Origin of the sequence: Streptomyces sp. NPDC021225, from assembly GCF_044332865.1 — a bacterium.
In the GTDB taxonomy this organism is placed as follows: domain Bacteria; phylum Actinomycetota; class Actinomycetes; order Streptomycetales; family Streptomycetaceae; genus Streptomyces.
The window spans coordinates 64,169-85,114 of sequence record NZ_JBIRPV010000022.1 but is presented as its reverse complement, the minus strand read 5'-3'; the positions used below and the strand labels follow the sequence as shown (position 1 = coordinate 85,114).

The window sequence follows — 20,946 nt, the reverse complement described above, 5'->3', positions numbered from 1 at the left end:
TTGCTATGCCCGGACGGCCGCCCCCTACCTGCTTTCGCAGGTCAGGGGCTCGGCACCCGTTGCGGGTGTTTCACCGCAACAGGTGCCCAGCTGTCCGGGCACTCGTGCCGTCCGCCGCACCCCCGTCCCCACGGGGTTGATGACGGGATGTCCCCGCCCGGGCCGCTCTCCCGGGCCTGGGGCGCTCAGCGCCCCAGCATTCCCGCCACGGACGACGCCTGTGTGACGACGGCTTCCCAGCCGCCGAACGCGATGGCCAGGAGAGTGGCCAGCGGCAGCACCATGGCCGCCGCGACCAGGGGGTGACGCGTGCCGGTCCGCTGTTCGCCGAACACATCCGCCGCGCGGTGCCCGCGCGCCCGGGTGGTCCTCCGTCCAGCGGGATCCACCATCGTCCCTCTCCTGTCACATCTGGGGCGGCGAGCGTCTGACCTCGGGGGACGAGTGCTGCGCCCGCCGCTTGACCACCACATTAGGCGCGGGGAGGGGAGACGGCGTCATGCCTTCGTACCGATGCCGGGCCTCCCGGAGGATGACGTCCTGCGCGGGCGACTACTCCCCTGGGTGGAGACCCGGAGTCAGGACTTGGGGTCTTCCCTGAGAGGGCTCTCCTGGCGCTCTCCGTCGTCGATGCGGGGCACCGGCTGCTCGACCAGCGCCAGCACTCGGTTGGCCATGAAGCGGGCGGTGCGCACCGCCGTGCCGCTCCGGGTGACTTCGCTCACTTCCACCACGCCTCGCCGCACCGCGGTCTCCACCCTGCGGCCCGCCCGAGTCGCCACCACTTCATACGTCCGGGTCGTGTCACCCGCGTCCACGACTATCTCCACACGATCACCCTTCACGGGCTCAATCCCCCTTCTGCGACGGTTCCTTGAGAACTCGCACCGTGGTCCGGAGCGCGGATTGCCGCGTTTCCGCCCCACTTCTCCAAGGATTCCACCTGCCACTGACAATCCATCTGCCGACGCATGCGCGGCCTCGCAGCGCGTCGGGCCGTCAATCCGTAAGCTGTGCACGTCAGACGGCGGCAGCGGATGGGGCCTCCCCTCCAGGGGTACTGGGAAGGGGCCTACCCACCGGAGGTAGGGGACGGACATGGCGATGATGCGGCTCCGGCGCGAGGACCCGCGTGTCGTCGGCTCCTTCCGCCTTCACCGGCGGCTCGGCGCGGGCGGCATGGGGGTCGTCTACCTCGGCTCCGACCGGCGCGGGCAGCGCGTGGCGCTGAAGGTGATCCGGCCGGACCTGGCCGAGGACCGCGAGTTCCGGTCCCGGTTCGCCCGCGAGGTCTCGGCCGCGCGGCGGATCCGCGGCGGCTGCACGGCGCGGCTGGTGGCCGCCGACCTGGAGGCCGACCGGCCGTGGTTCGCCACCCAGTACGTGCCCGGGCCGTCCCTGCACGACAAGGTGAACGAGGACGGCCCGCTGCCCGCCGCCCAGGTCGCCGCCATCGGGTCGGCCCTGGCCGAGGGCCTGTTGGCGGTACACGAGGCGGGTGTGGTGCACCGGGACCTCAAGCCCTCGAACATCCTGCTCTCGCCCAAGGGCCCGCGCATCATCGACTTCGGCATCGCCTGGGCGACGGGGGCCAGCACGCTGACCCACGTCGGCACGGCGGTCGGCTCCCCCGGCTTCCTCGCGCCCGAGCAGGTGCGCGGGGCGACGGTGACCCCCGCGACCGACGTCTTCGCGCTGGGCGCGACGCTCGCGTACTCCTCGATGGCGGACTCCCCCTTCGGGCAGGGGAGTTCCGAGGTGATGCTGTACCGCGTGGTGCACGAGGAGCCGCAGCTGGCCGGGGTGCCGGACGCGCTGGCGCCGCTGCTCCACGCGTGTCTCGCGAAGGATCCCGAGGACCGGCCGAGCACGCTTCAGCTCTCCCTGCGCCTGAAGGAGATCGCAGCGCGGGAGGCCCACGGGCACGGGGGCCCTGGGCACGGGGGGCACGGGCACGGCGGGCAGGGGCACGGGGGGCACGGGCACGGCGGCCTGGGGGCCGGCGCCTCCGACGGGCACCACCCGGGCGGTCACCACGGGGCCCGGCAGCCGTCGGAGCGGCCGAGCGGCCGGCGCCCCGAGGAGTACGCGCGGCAGCGCACGGAGCGGCGCCCGGGTGGCACGCCCGCCCCCACGCCCCGCGCCCAGGCTCCGCGCGCCTCCGCGCCGCGCCCGGGGCCCGGCACGGGGGGCCGTTCCACCGGGTCCACCGGTCGTAACTCCGGCGCCCGCCCGACGCCGGCGCGCCCCTCGGGGCGCAACGGTGCGCGGCCGCCCGTCCGTACGGTCCGTACGCCGCCGAACGGGCGGCGGCCCGCGGGGCCGGACCGGCGGCTGCTGCGGCAGCGGCTGATCGTCTTCGTGGTGGTGACGCTGCTGGTCGCGCTGGGCATCGCCGCCGCGCAGGGGTGCCAGGGGCCGCCCTACGGGCTGGGGGCGCCGACGCCCGCGTCGTCGTTCACGCCGACGTCCACGACGTCGTTCGGCTGACCGTGGGTGGTGCGTGCGCCTGGTGTGCGTGGGTGGTGCGGGGGCGGGGCCTTAAGGGGCTGTCACCCTGGACCGCATATTTACGGCGCCGGTGCCCGGAAGCGTGGGGCGGGGCGGAAATTGGCGCCACACATATGCGTAAGCGTCCAGGGCACCACCCCTGCACCCCCACCCCCTCCCGTCTCGTTCGCGGCTGCCCGCCTCAGCCCTGCGGGCGGCCCGCCGTGACCGCGTAGAAGGCCACCGCCGCCGCGGCGCCCACGTTGAGGGAGTCGACGCCGTGCGCCATGGGGATGCGCACCCATTCGTCCGCGGCCATGAGGGCCTGCGCGGAGAGCCCGTCCCCCTCGGCGCCCAGCATCAGGGCGACGCGCTCGATGCGGTGGGGTGCGGCGTCATCGATGGAGGTGGCCTTCTCGTCGGGCGTGAGGGCAAGGATCTTGAAGCCCGTGTGCCGGACCGCCTCCAGGCCGCGGGGCCAGGTCTCGAGACGGGCGTACGGCACGGAGAAGACGGCGCCCATGGAGACCTTGACCGAGCGGCGGTACAGCGGGTCGGCGCAGTCCGGGGAGAGCAGCACGGCGTCCATGCCGAGCGCCGCGGCGCTGCGGAAGATCGCGCCGATGTTGGTGTGGTCGTTGACGGACTCCATGATCACCACGCGCCGGGCGCCCTGGAGAAGTTGCTCGGCCTCGGGCAGCGGCTTGCGCTGCATGGAGGCGAGGGCGCCGCGGTGGACGTGGTAGCCGGTCACGCGTTCGGCGAGGTCGGGGCTGACGGCGTAGACCGGCGCCGGGACGTCTTCTATGACGTCCCGCATGACGTCGACCCACTTGGCCGACAACAGCATGGAACGCATCTCGTAACCGGCCTGTCTGGCCCGCCGGATGACCTTCTCGCCTTCGGCGATGAACAGGCCCTCGGCGGGCTCGCGCCTGCGCCGTAGCTCCACATCGGTCAGACCCGTGTAGTCGCGCAGCCGCGGGTCGTCGGGGTCATCGACGGTGATGAGATCAGCCACAGGGTGATACTGCCTTGTCCTGGAGGTCGTGCCAATGACGCGGACGTGATGCGTTACCCATGGTTACCCGAGGCGAGGGACACGACATCGCCGATCACGACGACCGCGGGGGGTCGTACTCCCTCGGCCGTGACCCGTTCCGCCACGGTGGCCAGGGTCGCGTCGACGCGCCGCTGGGTGGCGGTGGTGCCCTCCTGGACGACGGCGACCGGGGTGTCCGCGTCGCGGCCGTGCCGGATGAGCGCGGCGGAGATGGGGCCTATCTTTTCGACGGCCATGAGGAGGACGAGGGTGCCGCGGAGCTTCGCCAGCGCGGCCCAGTCCACGAGCGAGCTGGGGTCGTCAGGTGCGACATGCCCGCTGACCACCGTGAACTCATGAGCGACGCCCCGGTGGGTCACCGGGATCCCGGCCGCGGCCGGCACACTGATCGCGCTGGTGACGCCCGGTACGACGGTGCAGGGGATGCCCGCCTCGGCGAGCGCGTGCGCCTCCTCCATGCCGCGCCCGAAGACGAAGGGGTCGCCGCCCTTGAGCCGGACGACCGACTTGCCCGCCTTGGCGTGCTCGATCAGCGCGTTGTTGATCGCCTCCTGGGCCATATAGCGGCCGTACGGGATCTTCGCCGCGTCGATCACCTCGACGTGGGGCGGAAGCTCGTCGAGGAGATCGCGGGGGCCGAGGCGGTCGGCCACGACCACGTCCGCCTCGGCGAGCAGCCGACGGCCGCGCACGGTGATCAGGTCCGGGTCGCCGGGGCCGCCGCCCACCAGCGCGACATGGGGCCCGCGGGCGCGGTGCCGGGGCGCGGCGAGGGTGCCGTCGCGCAGCCCCTCGACGACGGCGTCGCGCACGGCGGCGGAGCGGCGCGGATCGCGGCCGGTGAGCACGGCGACGGTGACACCCTCGCTGCGCCCGGTGGCCGGGGTCCAGGCGGTGGACGCCTCGGCGTCGTCGCTGCGTACGCACCAGATCCGGCGGGCCTCGGCCTCCGCGGAGGCGGCGGCGTTGGCCTCGGGGTCGTCGGTGGTGATCAGGGCGTACCAGGCGCCTTCGAAGTCGCCGTCCCGGTACCCGCGGCGCTCCCAGCGCACCTCGCCGGCCTCGGCCATCGCCTCGACGGAGGCCGTGGCGGACGGGGAGATCAGCACGATGTCCGCGCCCGCCGCGATCAGCGCCGGCAGCCGGCGCTGGGCGACCTGACCGGCCCCGAGGACGACCACCCGGCGCCCGGACAGGCGCAGTCCCACGGGGTATGCAAAGTTCTCGGACATGGCGATGCGGCTCTCCTCGTGCGAATGCGCGGCCGCTGCGGCGCTGGAGCGGCTGATCGACGGTGGGACAGGCCCCCGCGCACACCCTACGTGGCGGGGGCGGACGTCAGCCCTTCTCCGTGACTCCGGCGGAATCGAAGGTCGCCACCTCGTGCATGGCCCGGGCGGCGCTCTGCACCACGGGGAGGGCGAGCAGCGCGCCCGTCCCCTCGCCGAGGCGCAGATCGAGGTCGACCAGCGGCCGCAGTCCCAGTTTGTTCAGCGCGGCCACATGACCGGGCTCGGCGCTGCGGTGCCCGGCGATGCACGCGGCCAGCACCTCGGGGGCGATGGCGCGGGCGATCAGGGCGGCGGCGCCGGCGCTCACCCCGTCCAGGATGACGGGGGTGCGCAGGGACGCGCCGCCCAGGAGCAGTCCGGCCATCGCGGCATGTTCCAGGCCACCGAAGGCCGTCAGGACGCCGATGGGGTCGGCCGGGTCGGGCTGGTGCAGCTCCAGACCGCGCCGTACGACGTCGACCTTGCGGGCGTGCATCTCGTCGTTGATGCCGGTGCCGCGCCCGGTGACCTCGGCCGCGTCCACGCCGGTGTAGACGGAGATCAGGGCGGCCGACACGGTGGTGTTGGCGATGCCCATCTCGCCGGTGAGCAGCACCTTGTTGCCGGCGGCCACGAGGTCGCGCGCCGTCTCGATGCCCACCTCGATGGCGCGCAGCGCCTCCTCGCGGGTCAGCGCGGGGCCGACGGTGAAGTCGCCCGTCCCCGCCCGCACCTTGCGCGGCAGCAGCCCCGGGGTGCTGGGCAGCTCGCCGGCCACGCCCACGTCCACGACGCAGACCTCGGCGCCGACCTGGCTCGCGAAGGCGTTGCAGACCGCCCCGCCGCCCAGGAAGTTGGCGACCATCTGGCCGGTGACCTCCTGCGGCCAGGCGGTGACGCCCTGGGCGTGCACCCCGTGGTCCCCCGCGAAGATCGCAACGGTGGCGGGCTCGGGGATCGGGGGCGGGCACTTCCGGGACAGCCCGCTGAGCTGCGCCGAGATGATCTCGAGCATGCCGAGCGCGCCGGACGGCTTGGTCATGCGCTTCTGCCGCTCCCACGCCTCGCCGAGCGCCTTGGCGTCCAGCGGACGGATGCCCCTGAGGGTCTCCTGGAGCAGATTGGCGGGGTCCTCGCCGGGCAGCGCGCGCCGCCCGTACGTCTCCTCGTGGACGACCCAGGACAGCGGGCGGCGCTTGGACCACCCGGTCTTCATCAGCTCCGGCTCGTCCGGGAACTCGTCCACGTACCCGACGCACAGATACGCCACGATCTCCAAGTGCTCGGGCAGCCCCAGCGCGCGCACCATCTCGCGCTCGTCGAAGAAGCTGACCCAGCCGACGCCGAGCCCCTCGGCGCGCGCGGCCAACCACAGGTTCTCGACGGCGAGCGCGGAGGAATACGGCGCCATCTGCGGCTGGGTGTGCCGGCCGAGGGTGTGGCGGCCGCCGCGGGTCGGGTCGGCGGTCACCACGATGTTCACCGGGGTCTCGAGGATCGCCTCGACCTTGAGCTGCTTGAACTGCTTGGCCCGGCCCTTGGGGAGCGACTTGGCGTATGCGTCGCGCTGGCGCATGGCCAGCTCGTGCATGGTGCGGCGGGTCTCCTCGGACCGGATGACGACAAAGTCCCACGGCTGCGAGTGCCCGACGCTGGGCGCGGTGTGCGCGGCCTCGAGCACGCGCAGCAGCACCTCGTGCGGGATGGGGTCGGAGCGGAAGCCGTTGCGGATGTCGCGGCGGTCGCGGATGACCCGGTGGACGGCGGCCCGCTCGGCCTCGGCGTAGCCCTCGGCCGGGGGGACGGTGGGGGCGTCGGGTGAGGCTGTTTCTGGGGAGGTGGTCTCAGGGTCGGGAGCGACCGCCTCGGGAGCGACGGCTTGGGGGTGTGCGGGTTCGGGGTCGGTTGTTTCGGCGTCGGTAGTTTCGGGGGCAGTGGCCTCGGCGGCGGTGGTTTCGGGCCCGGCTGCGGCGGCTGGTTCGGGCGCGGGCGCCTCGGCAGGCGCCTCGTCGGCGGAAGTCTCGGCGGCGGCCGGGGCGGCGGGCGCGTTGTCGGTGCCGCCTTCGACGGCCGCGGCCTGCGCGGCCTCGGCGGGAGCCGGTGCCGCGGCGGAGGCATCCTCCTGCGGCACGGCGCCCGCGGCCGCTTCGGCTTCGGGTGTTTCATCGACGGCCGAGGTCTCGACGGACGCGTCGGCGACTGCTTGGGCAGCCGGGGCTGCCTCCTGGGACCCGGCCTCCGGCTCCTGCGGTTCGGCCGCGGCGGAGGAGGCGTCGTCAGTCGTCGCCTCGGCGGCATGACCTGCGTCCGGCTCGGCGCCCTCCGACGCGGCAGCGGCCTCGTCAGCGGCAGGCGAGGCGGCATCGTCCCCGCCAGGCGCGGCGACGGCGGCCACGGGTACGGCAGCCGTCGGCGCGCCGTTCGCGTCGTCACCAACGGGCGCGGCGACGGCCGCGTCTTCGGCATCGCCGCCAGGCGCGGCAGCAGCGCCGTCCCCGACCGGCGCATCGACAATCGCGCCCTCGGCCGCGTCACCAGCCGGCGCAGCGGCTGCGGCCGCGGGCTCATCAGCCGACGGCGCGGCAGTCGCGTCCTCCCCAACGGGTGCGGCGACAGCCGCGTCTTCAGCGTCGCCGCCAGGCGCGGCAGCAGCGCCGTCCCCGACCGGCGCATCGACAATCGCGCCCTCGGCCGCGCCACCAGCCGGCGCGGCAGCAGCGGCCGCGGGCTCATCAGCCGACGGCGCGGCAGTCGCGTCCTCCCCAACGGGTGCGGCGACAGCCGCGTCCTCGGCATCGCCGCCAGGCGCGGCAGTCGCGCCGTTCTCAACGGGCGCGTCGGCAACCGCGCCTTCACCTTCGGCGTCCCCGCCGGGCGCGTCGGCCGCAGGCTCATCGGCCGGCAGCGCGGCGTTCGTGACGTCCCCGACCGGCGCGTCGACGACCGCATCCTCGGCCGCGTCACCAGCCGGCGCGGCAGCAGCGACCGCAGACGCAACAGCCGACCGCTCGGCGGCGGGCCCCGCATCAGGTGCGGCTGCCGCGCCATCCCCGACCGGCGCGTCGACGACCGCGCCCTCGGCCGCGTCACCAGCCGGCGCGGCAGCAGCGGCCGCGGGCTCATCAGCCGACGGCGCGGCAGTCGCGTCCTCCCCAACTGGCTCGGCGGCGGGCTCGGCAGCCGATGGCGCGGCAGGAACCCCGTCGTTGTCCTGCGCTTCCGCACCCGGCACGGCAACAGCCTCGGGTTGCTGAGCCGTCGGCGCGGCATCGGCGGACGCGGGCACGTCGGCCGCCGCGGCCACATCAGCCGTTGGCGCGTCAGCCGTTGGCGCGTCAGCCGTCGGCGCGTCAGCCGTCGGCGCGTCAGTGGGCGCCTCGCCCTCAGCCGAGGTCGGCGTGGCTGCGACCGTGCCCTCGGCCGCAGCCGAGTCGCCGGCGGTTGTGTCGTCGGCCGAGGCGCCAGGCGCAGCGCCGGAGGTGTCGGCCTCAGGTACCGCGGTCTCGCCTTCCGCGACCGGGGCATCGGCGACCGCAGCCGCCGTAGCGGCTGCCTGCGCCTCGGCAACGTCACCAGTCGACGGCGGGGCGGCGGGCTCGGCCCCGGCTGGGTCAGCGGCCGGGGCCGTCGGTGCGTCCGTGGCCGCGCTCCCGTTCGACGGGGCGCCAACTGGCGCGGCGGGCGCGCCCTCGGTCGGCGCGGCCACCGCCTCGACGGCCACCGGCGCGGCGCCGGGCACCTCGGGCGCCGCAGCCACCGGCGCGTCGGCGAGTGGCGGCGCGGGCGCTTCGGGGGGCGTCTCCTGAGCCTGTGTCTGCTGGCCCTGCTGGCCCTGGCCCCGGGCCGCTCGACGGCGGCGGCCCTGGGGGGCCTGTGCCGCGGCGGCCCGCGGGGCGTCGGTGGGGGCCGCGGTGGGCTCGGCCGGGGCCTCGTCCTGGGTGGCGGCCCGGCCCCGGGCGGCGCGGCGGCGGGCGGCGCGCCCCTGGGGGGGCTGTGCCGCGGCGGCCTCGTCCGGCGCGGGCGCCGCGCTCGCTTCCTGGGGCTGTGCCGCGGCGGCCTCGTCCGGCGCGGGCGCCGCGCTCGCTTCCTGGGGCTGCTCCGGTTGGCCCTGCGCGGGGTCCTCGGGCGAGGGGGCCTCAGCGACTATGGCGTGGCCCGGGTCCACGGGTACGGGCTGCGGGGCGGGTTCGGCCGGGAGCGCGGTGCCGTCCGCCTGGGCCGGGATGGCGATGGCCGGCCCGGACTGCTCGGCCTGAGGGTGGTTCTGGGCCGGGGTCCCCGCCATGGGGCCCGCGAAGGCCTCGGCGGCGTCGTCCGGGGCGGTGTCCGCGCCGGGGGCGTGCGCCAGGTCCTGCTGGTCCGGGACCGCGTCGGGGTGGACCTGCGCGGGGATGTCGACGGCCGGGTCCATGCCCTGGAACTCGGCCGCCTCGGGGGCGGCGGGCTTGGCGTACTGCCGCGGGTCGAACGGGTCCAGCTCCTCGAGTTCCTCGGCGGGGGCGGCCGCTTCCGTCGTCGGGGCCGCGGCCTGCGGGGGCTGGGCGTCCCAGGGGGCACCGGGGAGCGGTGCGGCGTCGTCGTGGGGCTGCTCGATGTACTGGGGTCCGGCGGCGGGCGGTTCGGCCTGGTGGACGGGCACGGACTGGGTGGGGGTACCGGCCGGGCCGCGGTCGGCGAGGGAGCGCACGATGCCGTTGGACGGGTCGGGCACGGGCGGGCCCATGTGCAGCGGGCGTCGCGGCGTGGTGGGGGCGGCGTGGGCGAGCGGCCTGGGCGACGGGGCGGCCTGGGCGTGGGCCTGGTGGATGGGCGCCGGCTGGGGTTCGGGCGGTACGTCCTCGTACTCGGCCGGGGCCTGGTCATAGCCCTGGGCCGGTCCCGCGTCGTAGCCGCCGCCCGGGACCTGGTCGTAGGCCGCGGCCGGAACCTGGTCGTAGACCAGGCCCGCGTCATAGCCCTCGGCCGGGGCCGGCGCGTAGCCCGCGGTCTCGTACGGGCCGGGCGCGCCGGGCAGATGGGTCATGGGCTGCTGGTACGGGTCCTGGTACTGCGGCTGGTGCTCGCTCCACGCGCCCTGCGCGCCGGGCATGAGGAGGAGGTCGTCCTCCTCGCCGACGGCGTCGTGCGGGTTGAGGAAGGTGTACGCGGACTGCGGCTGTTCGATGAATCCGGCGTCGGCGGGGGGGATGGGGACATCCGCGGGATGCGGCTGCCCGAGTCGTCCGCCCGCGTTCTCCGGCAGCCCCTCGCCCGGGACCTGGCCGGTGTCGGTCATGCGTACCCCTCGCCCATCGCTAGTGCTCCTTCCTACCGCCTACCACCGAGAGCAAGCCTCAGAGGCAAGAACGAGCGCACGCGGTGCGCGGCACGTAGCACGCCCGAGGCATTGCCTACCGCGGCCCGTCAAGAGGGGGACGCATTCCGGCCATTGGCCGATAAAGCGCCGAACGCCGGGCAGCGGCACAGGCAGTACAACGATCTGCCAGCCTACCTCGGACGCCGCCCGGAGGCGGTCATAGGGGCGAGGGTCGGGGGAACGTCACAGAGCGAAAATCACAGGTGCAGGCGGTGACCGCAGACCAGGAACGCGACGGCGCGCTCACGTTCGGCCCAGACCCTGGTGTCCAGCTCCACCGACTGGAGAAGGGCGCACTCGACCGCGTAGCCGCCGTCCTCCAGAGCCCGGCAGACGGCTTCCGCCTCGTCCCGTGTCGCGGCATGTGTGACGATCCGCTCGGGGCGGCGGGCGGCGCACGCGGCGATCACGTCGGGGCCTCCGCCGCCGACCCGCACCACGTCGGGCTCGGGGAGGTCTTCGAGCACCTGGGGGGCGGTGCCGTGGACGACCTGGAGCTGGACGCCGTAGCGGCGGGCGAGGGCGGTGGTACGCGCGCAGGCGTCCGGGTCGCGGTCCACGGCGATGACGGCGGCGCCGAATCCGGCCGTCTCGACGGCGGCGGCGCCGCTGCCCGCGCCGATGTCCCAGACCAGGTCGCCGACGCGGGGGCCGAGGCGGGCGAGTTGGGCGGCGCGCAGCTGGGGCGACTCGCTGTCGCCGAGGACGGTCGCGTAGGCGGCGGCGGGCAGCGCCCAGCCGCGTACGGCGCCCGGGTAGCCCGGGTCGCGGCCGGCGAGCCACCCTCCGCCCTGGAGTGCGCCGCGCGCGCCGCCCGGGGCCGGGGCCCCGCGTACAGGGGCCGCGCCGGAGCCGCCGATGACGATGACGACATTGGGGTCGCGCCAGGTGTGGTCGGCGGCCTTGTCGGAGGTGAGCACGGTGACCCGCTCGCGCTGGGTGCCGAGGGCCTCGCAGATGACGAAGGTGCGGTGCACCGGGCCGAGGAGCAGTGCGAGTTCGGCGGGCCCGGCGCCGGGCGAGGTGAGCACGGCGACCTTGGGGTGGGCGCGGCAGACGTTGACGGCGCGGCGCAGATCGCGGCTGTGGGCGACGACGACCTGGGCGTCGTCCCAGGGCATCCCGGCGCGGGCGAAGGCGGCGGCGACGGAGGAGACCGCGGGGACGACCTCGACCTCCAGGCCGTGCTCGGGGGCGCGCAGGGCGCGGACGACGCCGAAGTATCCGGGGTCGCCGTCGGCCAGGACCACGGCGGAACCGCGGTGCTGGGCGATGCGGCGGGCGGCGAGGTCCACGCTGCCGAGCCTGATCCGCTCGGCGCCCGGCGGGACTTCGGGCAGCGCCAGGTGGTGGGCGGCGCCGGCCACGAGGGTGGCCGCGCCGAGGGCGGAGCGGGCCGCGTCCGTGAGCGGGGATCCGTCCCAACCGATCACCGTGACGCGGTCGGCCATCGTCGTGTCTCTCCCAGGTTGTCGCGGGTGGGCGGCGGGTCGCCGCGGAGATCGGGTGTGCCGGTGCGCTCGGCGCGGCGCGGGGGCGCGCTCCACACGGGCCTGGAGAGATTATCCCGCCTGGTCCGTACCTCCTGACGCAGGGCGGGAGGCGCGGGGCGTGGGTGCGGGGCGCGCCGAGGGCCGGGCGCGCCGGGCGTGGTCAGTTCCAGTCGGTGTACGTGGAGTAGTCGCTGAAGCTCTCCACGTCGGTCGGCCCGCCGTGTACGCCCTGGAGGTCTTCGGGCAGCAGGCTCCAGACGATGACGTCGGTGCGCAGGTCGGTCCAACCGCCGTCCTCCGTCTGGGTGCGCGCTATCCAGGCGTTGCGCAGGACGCCCTCGCTGATGCAGCCGATCTTCTGGGCGACCTGCTGGGAGGCGGTGTTGTCGGCGGCGGTGCGCAGTTCGAGCCGCTCGAACTTCTGGTCCTGGAAGAGCCAGCGGGCGACGGCCAGCGCGGATTCGGAGGCGTAGCCCTCGCCGCGCGCCCAGTGGGCGGTGACGTAGGAGATCTCGGTGGCCAGCACGCGCCAGTCGGTGTTGCTCAGGTGCACGATGCCCACGAGGCGCTGGGTGAGGAACTCGGCGACGGCGAAGACGATGCCGCGGCCCGAGGTGCGCTCGGCGGGCGCGATGCGCAGCGCCCATTCGCGGGCGTCGCGGGTGGTGTAGGGGTGGGGCACCGAGGTCCAGGCGGTGACGAGTTCGTCGTTCATCATCTCCGTGAGCGCGGGCACGTCCGCTTCCTCGAAGGGGCGCAGCACCAGCCGTTCCGTACTGATGGAGATGTCCGGGAAGGTGGATGTCATGCGCCGCTCCGTAACCGGGGGTCCAAGGATTCAGGAAGAGCCCAGCATGCAGCATCGCCCGAGAGAAATGCAGCACGGGGTGGCCGAACGGAAGGCTCCGTATCCGATGGTGGCGTTCGGATACGGAGCCTTCACGCGGGCGTCGGCTATCCGCCGGTGACCGGCAGCACCGACCCCTTGTACTTCTCCTGGATGAATTTCCGCACTTCGGGCGAGGTGAGGAGCTTGGCCAGCTTCTTCACCCGCGGGTCGTCCTCATTGCCCTTCTTGGCGGCGAGGACGTTGGCGTATTCGTTTCCCTTCACCGACTCCAGCAGCACCGAGTCCTTCGCCGGGTCGAGTCCGGCGTCGAGCGCGTAATTGCTGTTGATGACCGCCAGGTCGACATCGTCGAGAGAGCGCGGCAACTGGGCCGGTTCCAGCTCCTTGAAGGTGAGCTTCTTCGGGTTGGCGGTGATATCGGCGGGGCTCGCGGTGACCCCCGCGTCCTTCTTCAGCTCGATGAGCCCCTTGGCGGCGAGCAGTTTGAGGGCGCGTCCCTCGTTGGTGGTCTCGTTGGGCACGGCGACGGTCGCCCCGGTCTTGAGGCCGGAGACGTCCTTGACGTGCTTGGAGTAGGCGCCCATGGGTGGCAGATAGATATCCGCCACGGACACCAGGTCGGTGCCCTTGGTTTTGTTGAAGTTCTCCAGGAATGGGACGTTCTGGTACAGGTTGGCGTCCAGCGAGCCTTCCTGGAGGGCGGTGTTCGGCAGGACGTAGTCGGTGAACTCCTTGACCTCGAGCTTGAGGCCTTCCTTGTCCGCCAGGTTCTTCTTGATGTAGTCGAGCACCTCGCCCGCCGGGACGGCGGTGGCCCCGACGACGAGCGTGTCGTCGTCCGAGCCGCCGCCGGAGCCCGCGCCGCACGCGGTCAGCCCGAGGGCGAGTGCGGCGGCGGCGAGAGGGACCGCGAGCTTGCGCATGATGTGGCTTCCTCCGGGGTCACGCAGTCCGGGTCCGTGGTCAGAACGAGGCGATGACGGAGCCGTCGTACTTGTCCTTGATGAACTTCTTCACCTCAGGGGAGGTGAGGAGCTTGGCGAGCTTCTTGACGCGCGGGTCGTCCTCGTTGCCCTTCTTCACGGCGAGGAAGTTGCCGTACGGGTTGTCCTTGGGCGACTCCAGGACGAGGGCGTCCTTGGCGGGCTTGAGGTCGGCCTCGATGGCGTAGTTGCCGTTGATGACCGCGGCGTCCACGTCGTCCAGGGAGCGCGGCAGCTGGGCGGCCTCCAGTTCCTTGAACTTCAGGCCCTTGGGGTTGTCGGCGATGTCCTTGGGGGTGGCCTCGTTGCCGACGCCGCTCTTGAGCTTGATGATGCCGTTCGCGTCCAGGAGCTTGAGCGCGCGGGCCTCGTTGACGGTGTCGTTGGGGATCGCCACGGTCCCGCCGCTCTTGAGGTCGTCGGCCTTCTTCACGCTGTGCGAGTACAGGCCGAGCGGCTCCAGGTGGACCGTGACGACGGGCACGATGTGGGTGCCCTTCTTCTTGTTGAAGTCGTCCAGGAACGGCTGGTTCTGGAAGTAGTTGGCGTCCACCGAGCCGTCTTCGGTCGCCGTGTTCGGCGTGTTGTAGTCGGTGAACTCCTTGACCTCGAGCTTGAGGCCGGCCTTCTCGGCCAGGTTGTCCTTGATGTAGTTCAGGATCTCGGCGTGCGGGACGGGGCTCGCGGCGACGACGAGCGCGCCGTTCTTGTCCGAGCCCGAGTCCGCGCCGCAGGCGGTGAGGCCGAGAGTGAGGGCGCCGGCGGTGAGGGCGATAGCGAGGGTCTTGGTCGTGTTACGCACGAAAAGTGCCTTTCTTTTTGGGCGTACGAAGCCGCTGTGGGTGCGGGACGCTCTGCGGAGAAGGAGTTCGACGAGGGGGATGGGTAAGGAGGGACGGGAGTCGGGGCTCAGGGCGCCTCGGGGGCTTCGGCGACCTTGGCCACCGGGCCGGGCTCCTCCGCCCTCTTCGGGGCGCGCGCCGGCCGCAGCCACGAGGTGGCCGAGGAGCGGCCGCGATGCGACAGTGCGCGGGCCGCGAAGTCACCGGCGAACTGGATGATGGAGATCACCACCGCGAGGATCGCCACGGTGATCCACATCAGCTCGGTCTCGAAGCGCTGGTAGCCGTAGCGGATGGCGAGGTCGCCCAGGCCACCGGCGCCGACCGTGCCGGCCATCGCCGAGTAGCCGATGAGCGCGACGACCGTGGTGGTGGCGCTGGAGATCAGCGAGGGCAGCGCCTCGGGCAGCAGGACCTTGCGTACGACGGTCCAGGTGGAGCCGCCCATGGACTGCACCGCCTCGACCAGCCCGCCGTCCACCTCACGCACCGCGGTCTCCACGAGCCGGGCGAAGAAGGGGATGGCGCCGACGGCCAGCGGCACGATCGCGGCCTCGGGGCCGATGGTGGTGCCCACGACCCAGCGGGTGAAGGAGATCAGCGCGACCATGAGGATGATGAACGGCATGGATCGGGCGATGTTCACGATCTGGCCGACGACCTTGTTCACCACGAGGTTCTGAAGCACCCCGCCGCGGTCGGTGAGCACCAGCAGCACCCCGAGCGGCAGTCCGCCGACGACCGCGATCAGGGCCGACCAGCCGACCATGTAGAGCGTGTCCCAACAGGCCTGCTCCAGCAGGGGCTGCATTTCGGACCAGGTCACTTGGCACCTTCCTTGGTCAGCACGGCGTCGCCCGTCCCCCGGTGCGCCGCCTCTTCCGCTCCGTCGGCCACCTCGACCTGGAGCCCCTGCTCGCGCAGGAACCCGATCGGCACGACGTTCTCCTCGAACGGTCCGGGCAGCTCGATCCGCATCCGGCCGACCTGGCGGCCGCCGACGGTGTCCATGGCGGCGCCGAGGATCGAGATGTCGATGTTGTAGGTGCGCGCCAGCTGGGAGATGACGGGCTGGGTCGCGGCCTCACCGTGGAAGGTGACGTCCACCACGGTCCGGTCGATGCCGGGCAGTTCCCCGCCGACCGGGAAGAGCTGCCGCGCCAGTTCGGAGCCGGGCGTGGCGAGCAGGTCGGCGACCGTGCCGGATTCGACGATCCGCCCGCCGCGCATCAGCGCGGCCGAGTCGCAGATCGTCTTGACGACGTCCATCTCGTGGGTGATGAGCAGCACGGTCAGGCCGAGCTGCCGGTTCAGGTCGCGCAGCAGTTGGAGGATGGAGCGGGTGGTCTCCGGGTCGAGGGCGGACGTGGCCTCGTCCGAGAGCAGCACCTTGGGGTCGCCGGCCAGCGCCCGGGCGATGCCGACGCGCTGCTTCTGGCCGCCGGACAGCTGCGCCGGGTACGCCTTCGCCTTGTCGCTGAGGCCGACCAGGTCCAGCAGTTCGAGGGCCTTGCGGGTGCGCTCCTTGCCGGAGACGCCGAGGATCTCCAGCGGCAGCTCGACGTTGTCCCGGACGGTGCGCGAGGAGAGCAGGTTGAAGTGCTGGAAGACCATCCCGATCCCGGTGCGGGCCTTGCGCAGCGCCGATCCGGCCCCCGGCCCGCGCCCGGCGAGCGCGGTGAGGTCCTGGCCGGCCACGCTGACCGTGCCGGAGGTGGGGCGCTCCAGGAGGTTCACGCAGCGGATGAGGGTGGACTTGCCGGCGCCGCTCTGTCCGACGACGCCGTACACCTCGCCCTCCCGGACATGGAGGTCGACGCCGTCGAGGGCGGTGACCTCGCGGCCGCGTGAGCGGTAGACCTTGGTCAGGCCTGTCGTGGTGATCACAGGGGTTTCCGTCACTGTTGAGTGCACGGCGGATGGTGCCGCCGGGCACGGTTCGTTCATTGCGGAACGCGGCGTGGAGCGCCGGAGGCGCGCGCGAGCGCGGGCGCGGCTTCGGGGTCCGGTGACGCGGGGCGGCGCGGTCCGGTGCACGGCCAGGTAGGGGGCGGCACGGACGCGGCTCGGCTCAGCGGGTCTCGCTTCGGGGCGCGAGGCTCAGGCAGGGGCCCTCAGCGGTCACACATTCGACACATACAACGAGCACCGGGCGTCTGGATCGCCTCGGTCGCGTGGGCGCGGCTGCTCGTCGTGGTCATGGGCGCAAGTAAAGCAGACATACGTACGGGCCAATCAAACGTGTCCGAATAGCGGACCCGGTTGACCAGCCCGTGGACGGCGGCGGTGCGGGTCACTCTCCGGCCGTGATCTCCAGCCCGCCCTCGGTGGCCTGGACGGACACGGCCGACAGGTCCTTGACGACGACATCGGCGAGCAGTTGGTCCGGGTCGGTGGTTGTGGTCAACGCCACGGTCCGCATGCCGGCGGCCCGGCCCGCCGCGAGCCCCGCCGGGGCGTCCTCGAAGACCACACAGCGGGCCGGGTCGAAGCCGAGCTTGTCGGCGGCGAGCAGAAAGGGCTCGGGGTCCGGCTTGCCGCGCGTGATGTCGTCGGCGCTGATCAGCAGGGTCGGGGTGATACCGACCGCGGCCAGCCGGGCCTCCGCCAGCGGGCGTATCGCGGAGGTCACCACGGCCCAGCGGTCCTGGGGAATCCGGCCCAGCAGCTCGAGGGTGCCGGGCAGCGCCACCACCCCGCCGCCGGGCACGTCCTCCAGCTCCAGCTCGTCGATGCGGGCGCGGGCCTCGGGGACGCGGTGCGCGGGAAGCAGATCGCCGATGATGTCGGAGGCGGTGCGGCCGTGCAGCTCGACCCGCGAGAACTCCTCCGCCGGGATTCCGTACTCCCGCGCCCAGCGGCTCCAGCAACGGTGGACCGACTCCAGGGACGAGATGAGGGTTCCGTCGTTGTCGAACAGCAGAGCGTCAGCGGAGATCTTCATATCGGGTCAGCGTACGGGCCCGCACAGGGGCGGGCACAGGGCGCACCCCGCGGCCGATTACCCTCGTCCCATGCTTGCCACCCCCTGTGTGCGCCGCCGCACCGCGCGGAGGTCCCGTTGATCGACGCGCTGACGGTCGCGCTCGGTGTGACCGCCCTCGCACTCGCCGCGTGGTGCGGGTTCGCCACCTACCGCGACCAGCCCACCAAGGACTGGCACTTCATCGGTATGGCCGTGGTGACCCTGCTGGGCCTCGCCCAGCTGGTCATAGGGATCGTGCTGCTGGCGCGCGGGCAGCGTCCCGACGAGTCCGTGGCGATCTTCGTGGCGTATCTGATCGGCTCGGGGCTCGCCGTGCCGATCGCGGCGTTCATGTCGCTGGCGGAGCGGACCCGGTGGGGATCGGCGACGGTGACGGCGGCCGCGGTGGTGCTGGCCGTGCTCGAGGTGCGGCTGTACGACATCTGGGGAGGTACCGGTGGCTGAGTCGACGCCCGATTCCACATCCACCGAGCCCGCCGGGAACCGGCGGACCGAGCTGGGCCAGGGGCCGGGGCGGCTGCTGGTCCTGCTGTACGGGGTGTTCACCGTCGCGGCCGCGTCCCGCTCGATCTACCAGCTGATCGCCCAGTACCACGAGGCCCCGCTCGCGTACGTCCTCTCCGCGGTCTCGGCCGTGGTGTACGCGTTCATCACCGTCTCGCTGGTGCGCGGCGGGGAAGGGGCGCGGAAGGCGGCGATCGTCTGCTGCGCCGCCGAGTTGCTGGGGGTGCTGACCATCGGCACCTGGACGCTCGTGGACCCCTCCGCCTTCCCCGACCAGACGGTGTGGTCGGACTACGGCATGGGCTATCTCTTCATCCCGATCTTTCTGCCGGTCACCGGGCTGTTCTGGCTGCGCAGGGCCCGCCAGGACTGATCCCGGCGGGCCCTGGCCACTCCCTCGGACAACCGGCGTCAGGCGCTGGCCGCGTACGCGGAGGGCGTGGCCTCCTTCTCCAGGGTGACCAGGCTCAGCCGGCGGTTGACCTCCTCGGTGCCCACCTGCGCATAGCCGTACCGCCGGTACAGCCGCAGATTGCCCTCGCTGCGGTGGCCGGTGAACAGCCGGTACCGCTTGGCGGCCCGCTCCTCGGCCAGCCGCTCCTCGATCGCCGCGAGCAGCCTTCCGCCCAGGCCGTGCCGCTGCATCCGCGGGTGCACGATGAGCTTGCCGATGGCGGCGGTGCCCTTGTCGTCGACCATCCCGCGGACCGACCCGACGACCTCCGCGCCGAGCCGGGCCACGAGCACACAGCCCTCGCCCAGTTCGGCGCGGAGGTCGTCGAGGGACTGGGTCAGCGGTTCGATGGAGTAGTCCCCGTAGAGCTCGGCTTCCCGCTGGTAGCACAGGTACTGCAACTTGAGGATCTGCTCGGCGTCATCCGCGGTCGCCGCAGAGATGGTCACGCTCATGCCCATGTGCGCATGCCTCCCCTTGTATCGGTCCGCCGGCCGCGCTGAGGGTAGGGATGCGACCGGGGGTGTTGGCCTGACTGGAGCCGTCGTGAGGATGCACGTCCGCCTCCGAGGCGCCGATTGTCCTAGACCGTCCGATAGTAGGGCCCGCGGCGTCGCGGCCCGATGGCTCTCGCCTGGACGCACCGCGCTCGTCGCACGCAGCGCCGCTGCGCTCTCCTCACGCGGCACGCCCAGACTCGGCCCTCGACCCGCTCCTTCACCCGCGCTCCCTACTACCGGACGGTCTACCGCTCCTTTCCCCAGAGTTCAGGAGCCGCAATCTCCGCCGTGAGCATTCTGCGCAGGCAACCGAGACATCGGGAACGTACCGGGCCAAGGCTGCCCTGTGACATTCCCAACTCCCCCGCGATCTCGCGATACGTCAGGTCGGAGCGGGACAGCAGCGCGCCCAGTAAGAGGGGACAGCGGCCGGGCAGCCGACGCACCGCGGCGCGCAGCGCCCGGCCCGCCTCCGCCCTGAGCACCGCGTGCTCGGCCGACCGGGCGTCGGGGGCGCCGGGCGGGCCGTCGCCCACCGGGTCGTACGGCACCTCCCGCCGGGCCCGGCGCCTGGCCCCGCGCACCTCGGCCCGGACCGCGCCGCGCAGCCAGGCGGCGGGCTCGGGCGGCGGGCCGGCCTCGCGGGTGCGCTCCAGCAGCCGCAGCCACACCGCCTGTTCGAGCTCGGCGGGTTCGATGCCCGCGCCGTAGGCCTCGGCCGCCGCCTCGGCGGCGAGCAGCGGGCGGAGTTTCTCCACAAGGTCCATAACCGGCGGGACGTGGGCGGGTCGGGGCCGGTTTCCGGTGCGCCGCTCTCTCACCCGACCGGGCGGCCGCAGCACGGAAGGTTGACGGCGTCACGGCGGTACCGAGAGGGGTCGCCGGACATGCCACGGCGCGCGGCGGGCCCGCGTGGGCACCGCCGCGCGCCGGGGCGTGCGTTCACCGGCTCTTGCGGAAGTCCTCCGCGGCGAGCAGCGCGGTGTCCGGGTTGTCGGAGAAGATTCCGTCGATGCCCGTCTCGAAGTACTTCTTGAAGGCGCCGAAGGCGTCCCCGTACGCGTTCGGGTCGGTGCCGCGCCGGAAGTCGGCGGGCAGGAAGGAGTTCTCGTTGCGCATGGTGTAGGGGTGCAGCACGAGACCGGCCGCGTGCGCGTCCTTGACCACGCTGGTCGGGGTTCCCAGCTTGCCGTCGGCGGTGCGCGGGATGATCACGGACAGGTCGGGGCCGATGCCCTGGGCGTAGCTCGCGATCCACTTCAGGCCCTCGGGCTTGACCAGGTCCGCGACCGTGCGCGGGTCGTTCGCCTCGATGAAGTCCCAGGGGCGGCTGTTGATGGTGGACAGCAGCACGACCGCCGGGGTGTCGACCAGCTTGCGCAGCCGCTGGATGCTGCTCGGCTCGAAGGACTGGAGGAACAGCGCCGCGTCCTTCTTGTGGCGGCCGTACTTGCGCAGCAGCTTGGCCAGCGGCTCTTCCAGGCCGAGCCCGAGCTTGCGGAAGTAGGTGGGGTGCTTGGTCTCCACGTACAGCCAGATGCGGCGGCCCCGCTTGCGGCCCTCGCGCTCGGCCCACTGGAGCACCTCGTCGAAGGTGGGCACCTCCCAGCGGCCGTCGTAGAGCGTGTTGCGCTGGCGGGTGCCGGGGATGCGCTCCTTGGCGCGCAGGGTCTTCAGCTCGGCGAGCGTGAAGTCCTCGGTGAACCAGCCGGTGAGCGCGGTGCCGTCGACCGTCTTGGTGGTCTTGCGGTCGGCGAACTCCGGATGCGCGGAGACGTCCGTGGTGGCCGTGATGTCGTTCTCGTGGCGGCAGACCAGGTGGCCGTCCTTGGTGGGGACCAGGTCCTGCTCGATGATGTCGGCGCCCATGTCGAGGGCGAGCTGGTACGAGCCCAGGGTGTGCTCGGGCCGGTATCCGCTGGCCCCGCGGTGCCCGATGACGGTGGGCACCGGCAGCCCGTGGCCCTTCCCGGACGCCTCGGCGGCGGTGGCGGTGCCCGCACCGCTCAGCGCCATCGCTCCCGCCCCGAGGGCCGCGGCCCCCAGAATGGCGCGCCGTCCAGGCTGTTGCTCCCGCTCCATGACCACTCCTCGCTGAGGCGTCCGGTACCCGCCAAAACCTGATCAAATGACGGGCCGATCGTAGGGTGATGC

General features: G+C 73.1%; 18 protein-coding genes. 3 read left to right on the top strand and 15 right to left on the bottom strand.

From position 1 onward, the window contains the following. Window positions 1-185: 185 nt before the first annotated feature. A complete protein-coding gene (locus tag ACH4S9_RS46250; RefSeq protein WP_311725761.1) occupies window positions 186-392 on the bottom strand; it encodes a hypothetical protein in 207 nt (68 codons plus the stop codon). A 186-nt stretch (window positions 393-578) separates the two neighbouring features. Beyond that, complete coding sequence (locus ACH4S9_RS46245) at window positions 579-845, bottom strand: hypothetical protein (protein ID WP_361192928.1); 267 nt, start codon at window positions 843-845, stop codon at window positions 579-581. A gap of 253 nt (window positions 846-1,098) precedes the next feature. On the opposite strand from ACH4S9_RS46245, the gene ACH4S9_RS46240 reads away from it, so the two are divergent. Then, a complete protein-coding gene (locus ACH4S9_RS46240; protein ID WP_398377607.1) occupies window positions 1,099-2,490 on the top strand; it encodes a protein kinase in 1,392 nt (463 codons plus the stop codon). Window positions 2,491-2,692: 202 nt separating this feature from the next. Here the strand turns inward: ACH4S9_RS46240 and ACH4S9_RS46235 are convergent, their stop codons facing one another. The 10 genes from ACH4S9_RS46235 to ACH4S9_RS46190 form a co-directional block, all read right to left on the bottom strand. Beyond that, complete coding sequence (locus tag ACH4S9_RS46235) at window positions 2,693-3,511, bottom strand: RNA methyltransferase (protein WP_311725758.1); 819 nt, start codon at window positions 3,509-3,511, stop codon at window positions 2,693-2,695. Between the two features lie 53 nt (window positions 3,512-3,564). After that, window positions 3,565-4,785 carry a uroporphyrinogen-III C-methyltransferase gene (gene cobA, locus ACH4S9_RS46230; protein WP_311725757.1) on the bottom strand — a complete coding sequence of 407 codons (1,221 nt, stop codon included), beginning with the start codon at window positions 4,783-4,785 and terminating at the stop codon, window positions 3,565-3,567. A gap of 106 nt (window positions 4,786-4,891) precedes the next feature. Then, a complete protein-coding gene (gene cobT / locus ACH4S9_RS46225; RefSeq protein ID WP_398377604.1) occupies window positions 4,892-10,099 on the bottom strand; it encodes a nicotinate-nucleotide--dimethylbenzimidazole phosphoribosyltransferase in 5,208 nt (1,735 codons plus the stop codon). 278 nt (window positions 10,100-10,377) lie between these two features. After that, complete coding sequence (cbiE, locus tag ACH4S9_RS46220) at window positions 10,378-11,631, bottom strand: precorrin-6y C5,15-methyltransferase (decarboxylating) subunit CbiE (RefSeq protein WP_398377602.1); 1,254 nt, start codon at window positions 11,629-11,631, stop codon at window positions 10,378-10,380. Between the two features lie 202 nt (window positions 11,632-11,833). Further along, window positions 11,834-12,481 (bottom strand): GNAT family N-acetyltransferase, encoded by a 648-nt coding sequence (locus ACH4S9_RS46215; protein ID WP_311725751.1) that lies wholly within the window; start codon window positions 12,479-12,481, stop codon window positions 11,834-11,836. 146 nt (window positions 12,482-12,627) lie between these two features. Beyond that, complete coding sequence (locus ACH4S9_RS46210) at window positions 12,628-13,446, bottom strand: MetQ/NlpA family ABC transporter substrate-binding protein (RefSeq protein ID WP_311725750.1); 819 nt, start codon at window positions 13,444-13,446, stop codon at window positions 12,628-12,630. Window positions 13,447-13,486: 40 nt separating this feature from the next. Further along, entirely contained in the window at window positions 13,487-14,308 is an 822-nt protein-coding gene (locus tag ACH4S9_RS46205; RefSeq protein ID WP_311725749.1) for a MetQ/NlpA family ABC transporter substrate-binding protein, read from the bottom strand. A 107-nt stretch (window positions 14,309-14,415) separates the two neighbouring features. After that, complete coding sequence (locus ACH4S9_RS46200; protein WP_311725747.1) at window positions 14,416-15,174, bottom strand: methionine ABC transporter permease; 759 nt, start codon at window positions 15,172-15,174, stop codon at window positions 14,416-14,418. Continuing rightward, window positions 15,171-16,295: a methionine ABC transporter ATP-binding protein gene (locus ACH4S9_RS46195; protein ID WP_398377599.1), complete on the bottom strand. Its 1,125-nt coding sequence runs from the start codon at window positions 16,293-16,295 to the stop codon at window positions 15,171-15,173. Before ACH4S9_RS46195 ends, ACH4S9_RS46200 begins: the two co-directional genes overlap by 4 nt. A gap of 346 nt (window positions 16,296-16,641) precedes the next feature. Further along, window positions 16,642-17,292 carry an HAD-IA family hydrolase gene (locus ACH4S9_RS46190; RefSeq protein ID WP_398377597.1) on the bottom strand — a complete coding sequence of 217 codons (651 nt, stop codon included), beginning with the start codon at window positions 17,290-17,292 and terminating at the stop codon, window positions 16,642-16,644. 117 nt (window positions 17,293-17,409) lie between these two features. Here ACH4S9_RS46190 and ACH4S9_RS46185 point away from each other — a divergent pair, with 117 nt between their 5' ends. Then, window positions 17,410-17,778 carry a hypothetical protein gene (locus tag ACH4S9_RS46185; protein ID WP_311725744.1) on the top strand — a complete coding sequence of 123 codons (369 nt, stop codon included), beginning with the start codon at window positions 17,410-17,412 and terminating at the stop codon, window positions 17,776-17,778. Next, window positions 17,771-18,211 (top strand): hypothetical protein, encoded by a 441-nt coding sequence (locus tag ACH4S9_RS46180; protein WP_311725743.1) that lies wholly within the window; start codon window positions 17,771-17,773, stop codon window positions 18,209-18,211. The genes ACH4S9_RS46185 and ACH4S9_RS46180 overlap by 8 nt, the downstream gene beginning before the upstream one ends. 38 nt (window positions 18,212-18,249) lie before the next feature. Here ACH4S9_RS46180 and ACH4S9_RS46175 read toward each other — a convergent pair whose 3' ends face one another. From ACH4S9_RS46175 to ACH4S9_RS46165, 3 genes are all read right to left on the bottom strand, one after another. Beyond that, window positions 18,250-18,753, bottom strand: a complete 504-nt coding sequence (locus tag ACH4S9_RS46175) for a GNAT family N-acetyltransferase (protein WP_311725741.1) — start codon at window positions 18,751-18,753, stop codon at window positions 18,250-18,252. A gap of 284 nt (window positions 18,754-19,037) precedes the next feature. Further along, complete coding sequence (locus ACH4S9_RS46170) at window positions 19,038-19,559, bottom strand: sigma-70 family RNA polymerase sigma factor (RefSeq protein ID WP_311725740.1); 522 nt, start codon at window positions 19,557-19,559, stop codon at window positions 19,038-19,040. 175 nt (window positions 19,560-19,734) lie between these two features. Next, entirely contained in the window at window positions 19,735-20,874 is a 1,140-nt protein-coding gene (locus ACH4S9_RS46165; protein WP_311725739.1) for a glycerophosphodiester phosphodiesterase, read from the bottom strand. Window positions 20,875-20,946 lie beyond the last annotated feature (72 nt).

Bases quoted from the DNA above. Each gene is read 5' to 3' on its own strand.
- cbiE (WP_398377602.1), bottom strand. From the start codon at position 11,631: ATGGCCGACCGCGTCACGGTGATCGGTTGGGACGGATCCCCGCTCACG.
- ACH4S9_RS46250 (WP_311725761.1), bottom strand. From the start codon at position 392: ATGGTGGATCCCGCTGGACGGAGGACCACCCGGGCGCGCGGGCACCGC.
- ACH4S9_RS46165 (WP_311725739.1), bottom strand. From the start codon at position 20,874: ATGGAGCGGGAGCAACAGCCTGGACGGCGCGCCATTCTGGGGGCCGCG.
- ACH4S9_RS46240 (WP_398377607.1), top strand. From the start codon at position 1,099: ATGGCGATGATGCGGCTCCGGCGCGAGGACCCGCGTGTCGTCGGCTCC.
- cobA (WP_311725757.1), bottom strand. From the start codon at position 4,785: ATGTCCGAGAACTTTGCATACCCCGTGGGACTGCGCCTGTCCGGGCGC.
- ACH4S9_RS46195 (WP_398377599.1), bottom strand. From the start codon at position 16,295: ATGAACGAACCGTGCCCGGCGGCACCATCCGCCGTGCACTCAACAGTG.
- cobT (WP_398377604.1), bottom strand. From the start codon at position 10,099: ATGACCGACACCGGCCAGGTCCCGGGCGAGGGGCTGCCGGAGAACGCG.
- ACH4S9_RS46170 (WP_311725740.1), bottom strand. From the start codon at position 19,559: ATGGACCTTGTGGAGAAACTCCGCCCGCTGCTCGCCGCCGAGGCGGCG.
- ACH4S9_RS46175 (WP_311725741.1), bottom strand. From the start codon at position 18,753: ATGGGCATGAGCGTGACCATCTCTGCGGCGACCGCGGATGACGCCGAG.
- ACH4S9_RS46210 (WP_311725750.1), bottom strand. From the start codon at position 13,446: ATGCGCAAGCTCGCGGTCCCTCTCGCCGCCGCCGCACTCGCCCTCGGG.
- ACH4S9_RS46215 (WP_311725751.1), bottom strand. From the start codon at position 12,481: ATGACATCCACCTTCCCGGACATCTCCATCAGTACGGAACGGCTGGTG.
- ACH4S9_RS46190 (WP_398377597.1), bottom strand. From the start codon at position 17,292: ATGAAGATCTCCGCTGACGCTCTGCTGTTCGACAACGACGGAACCCTC.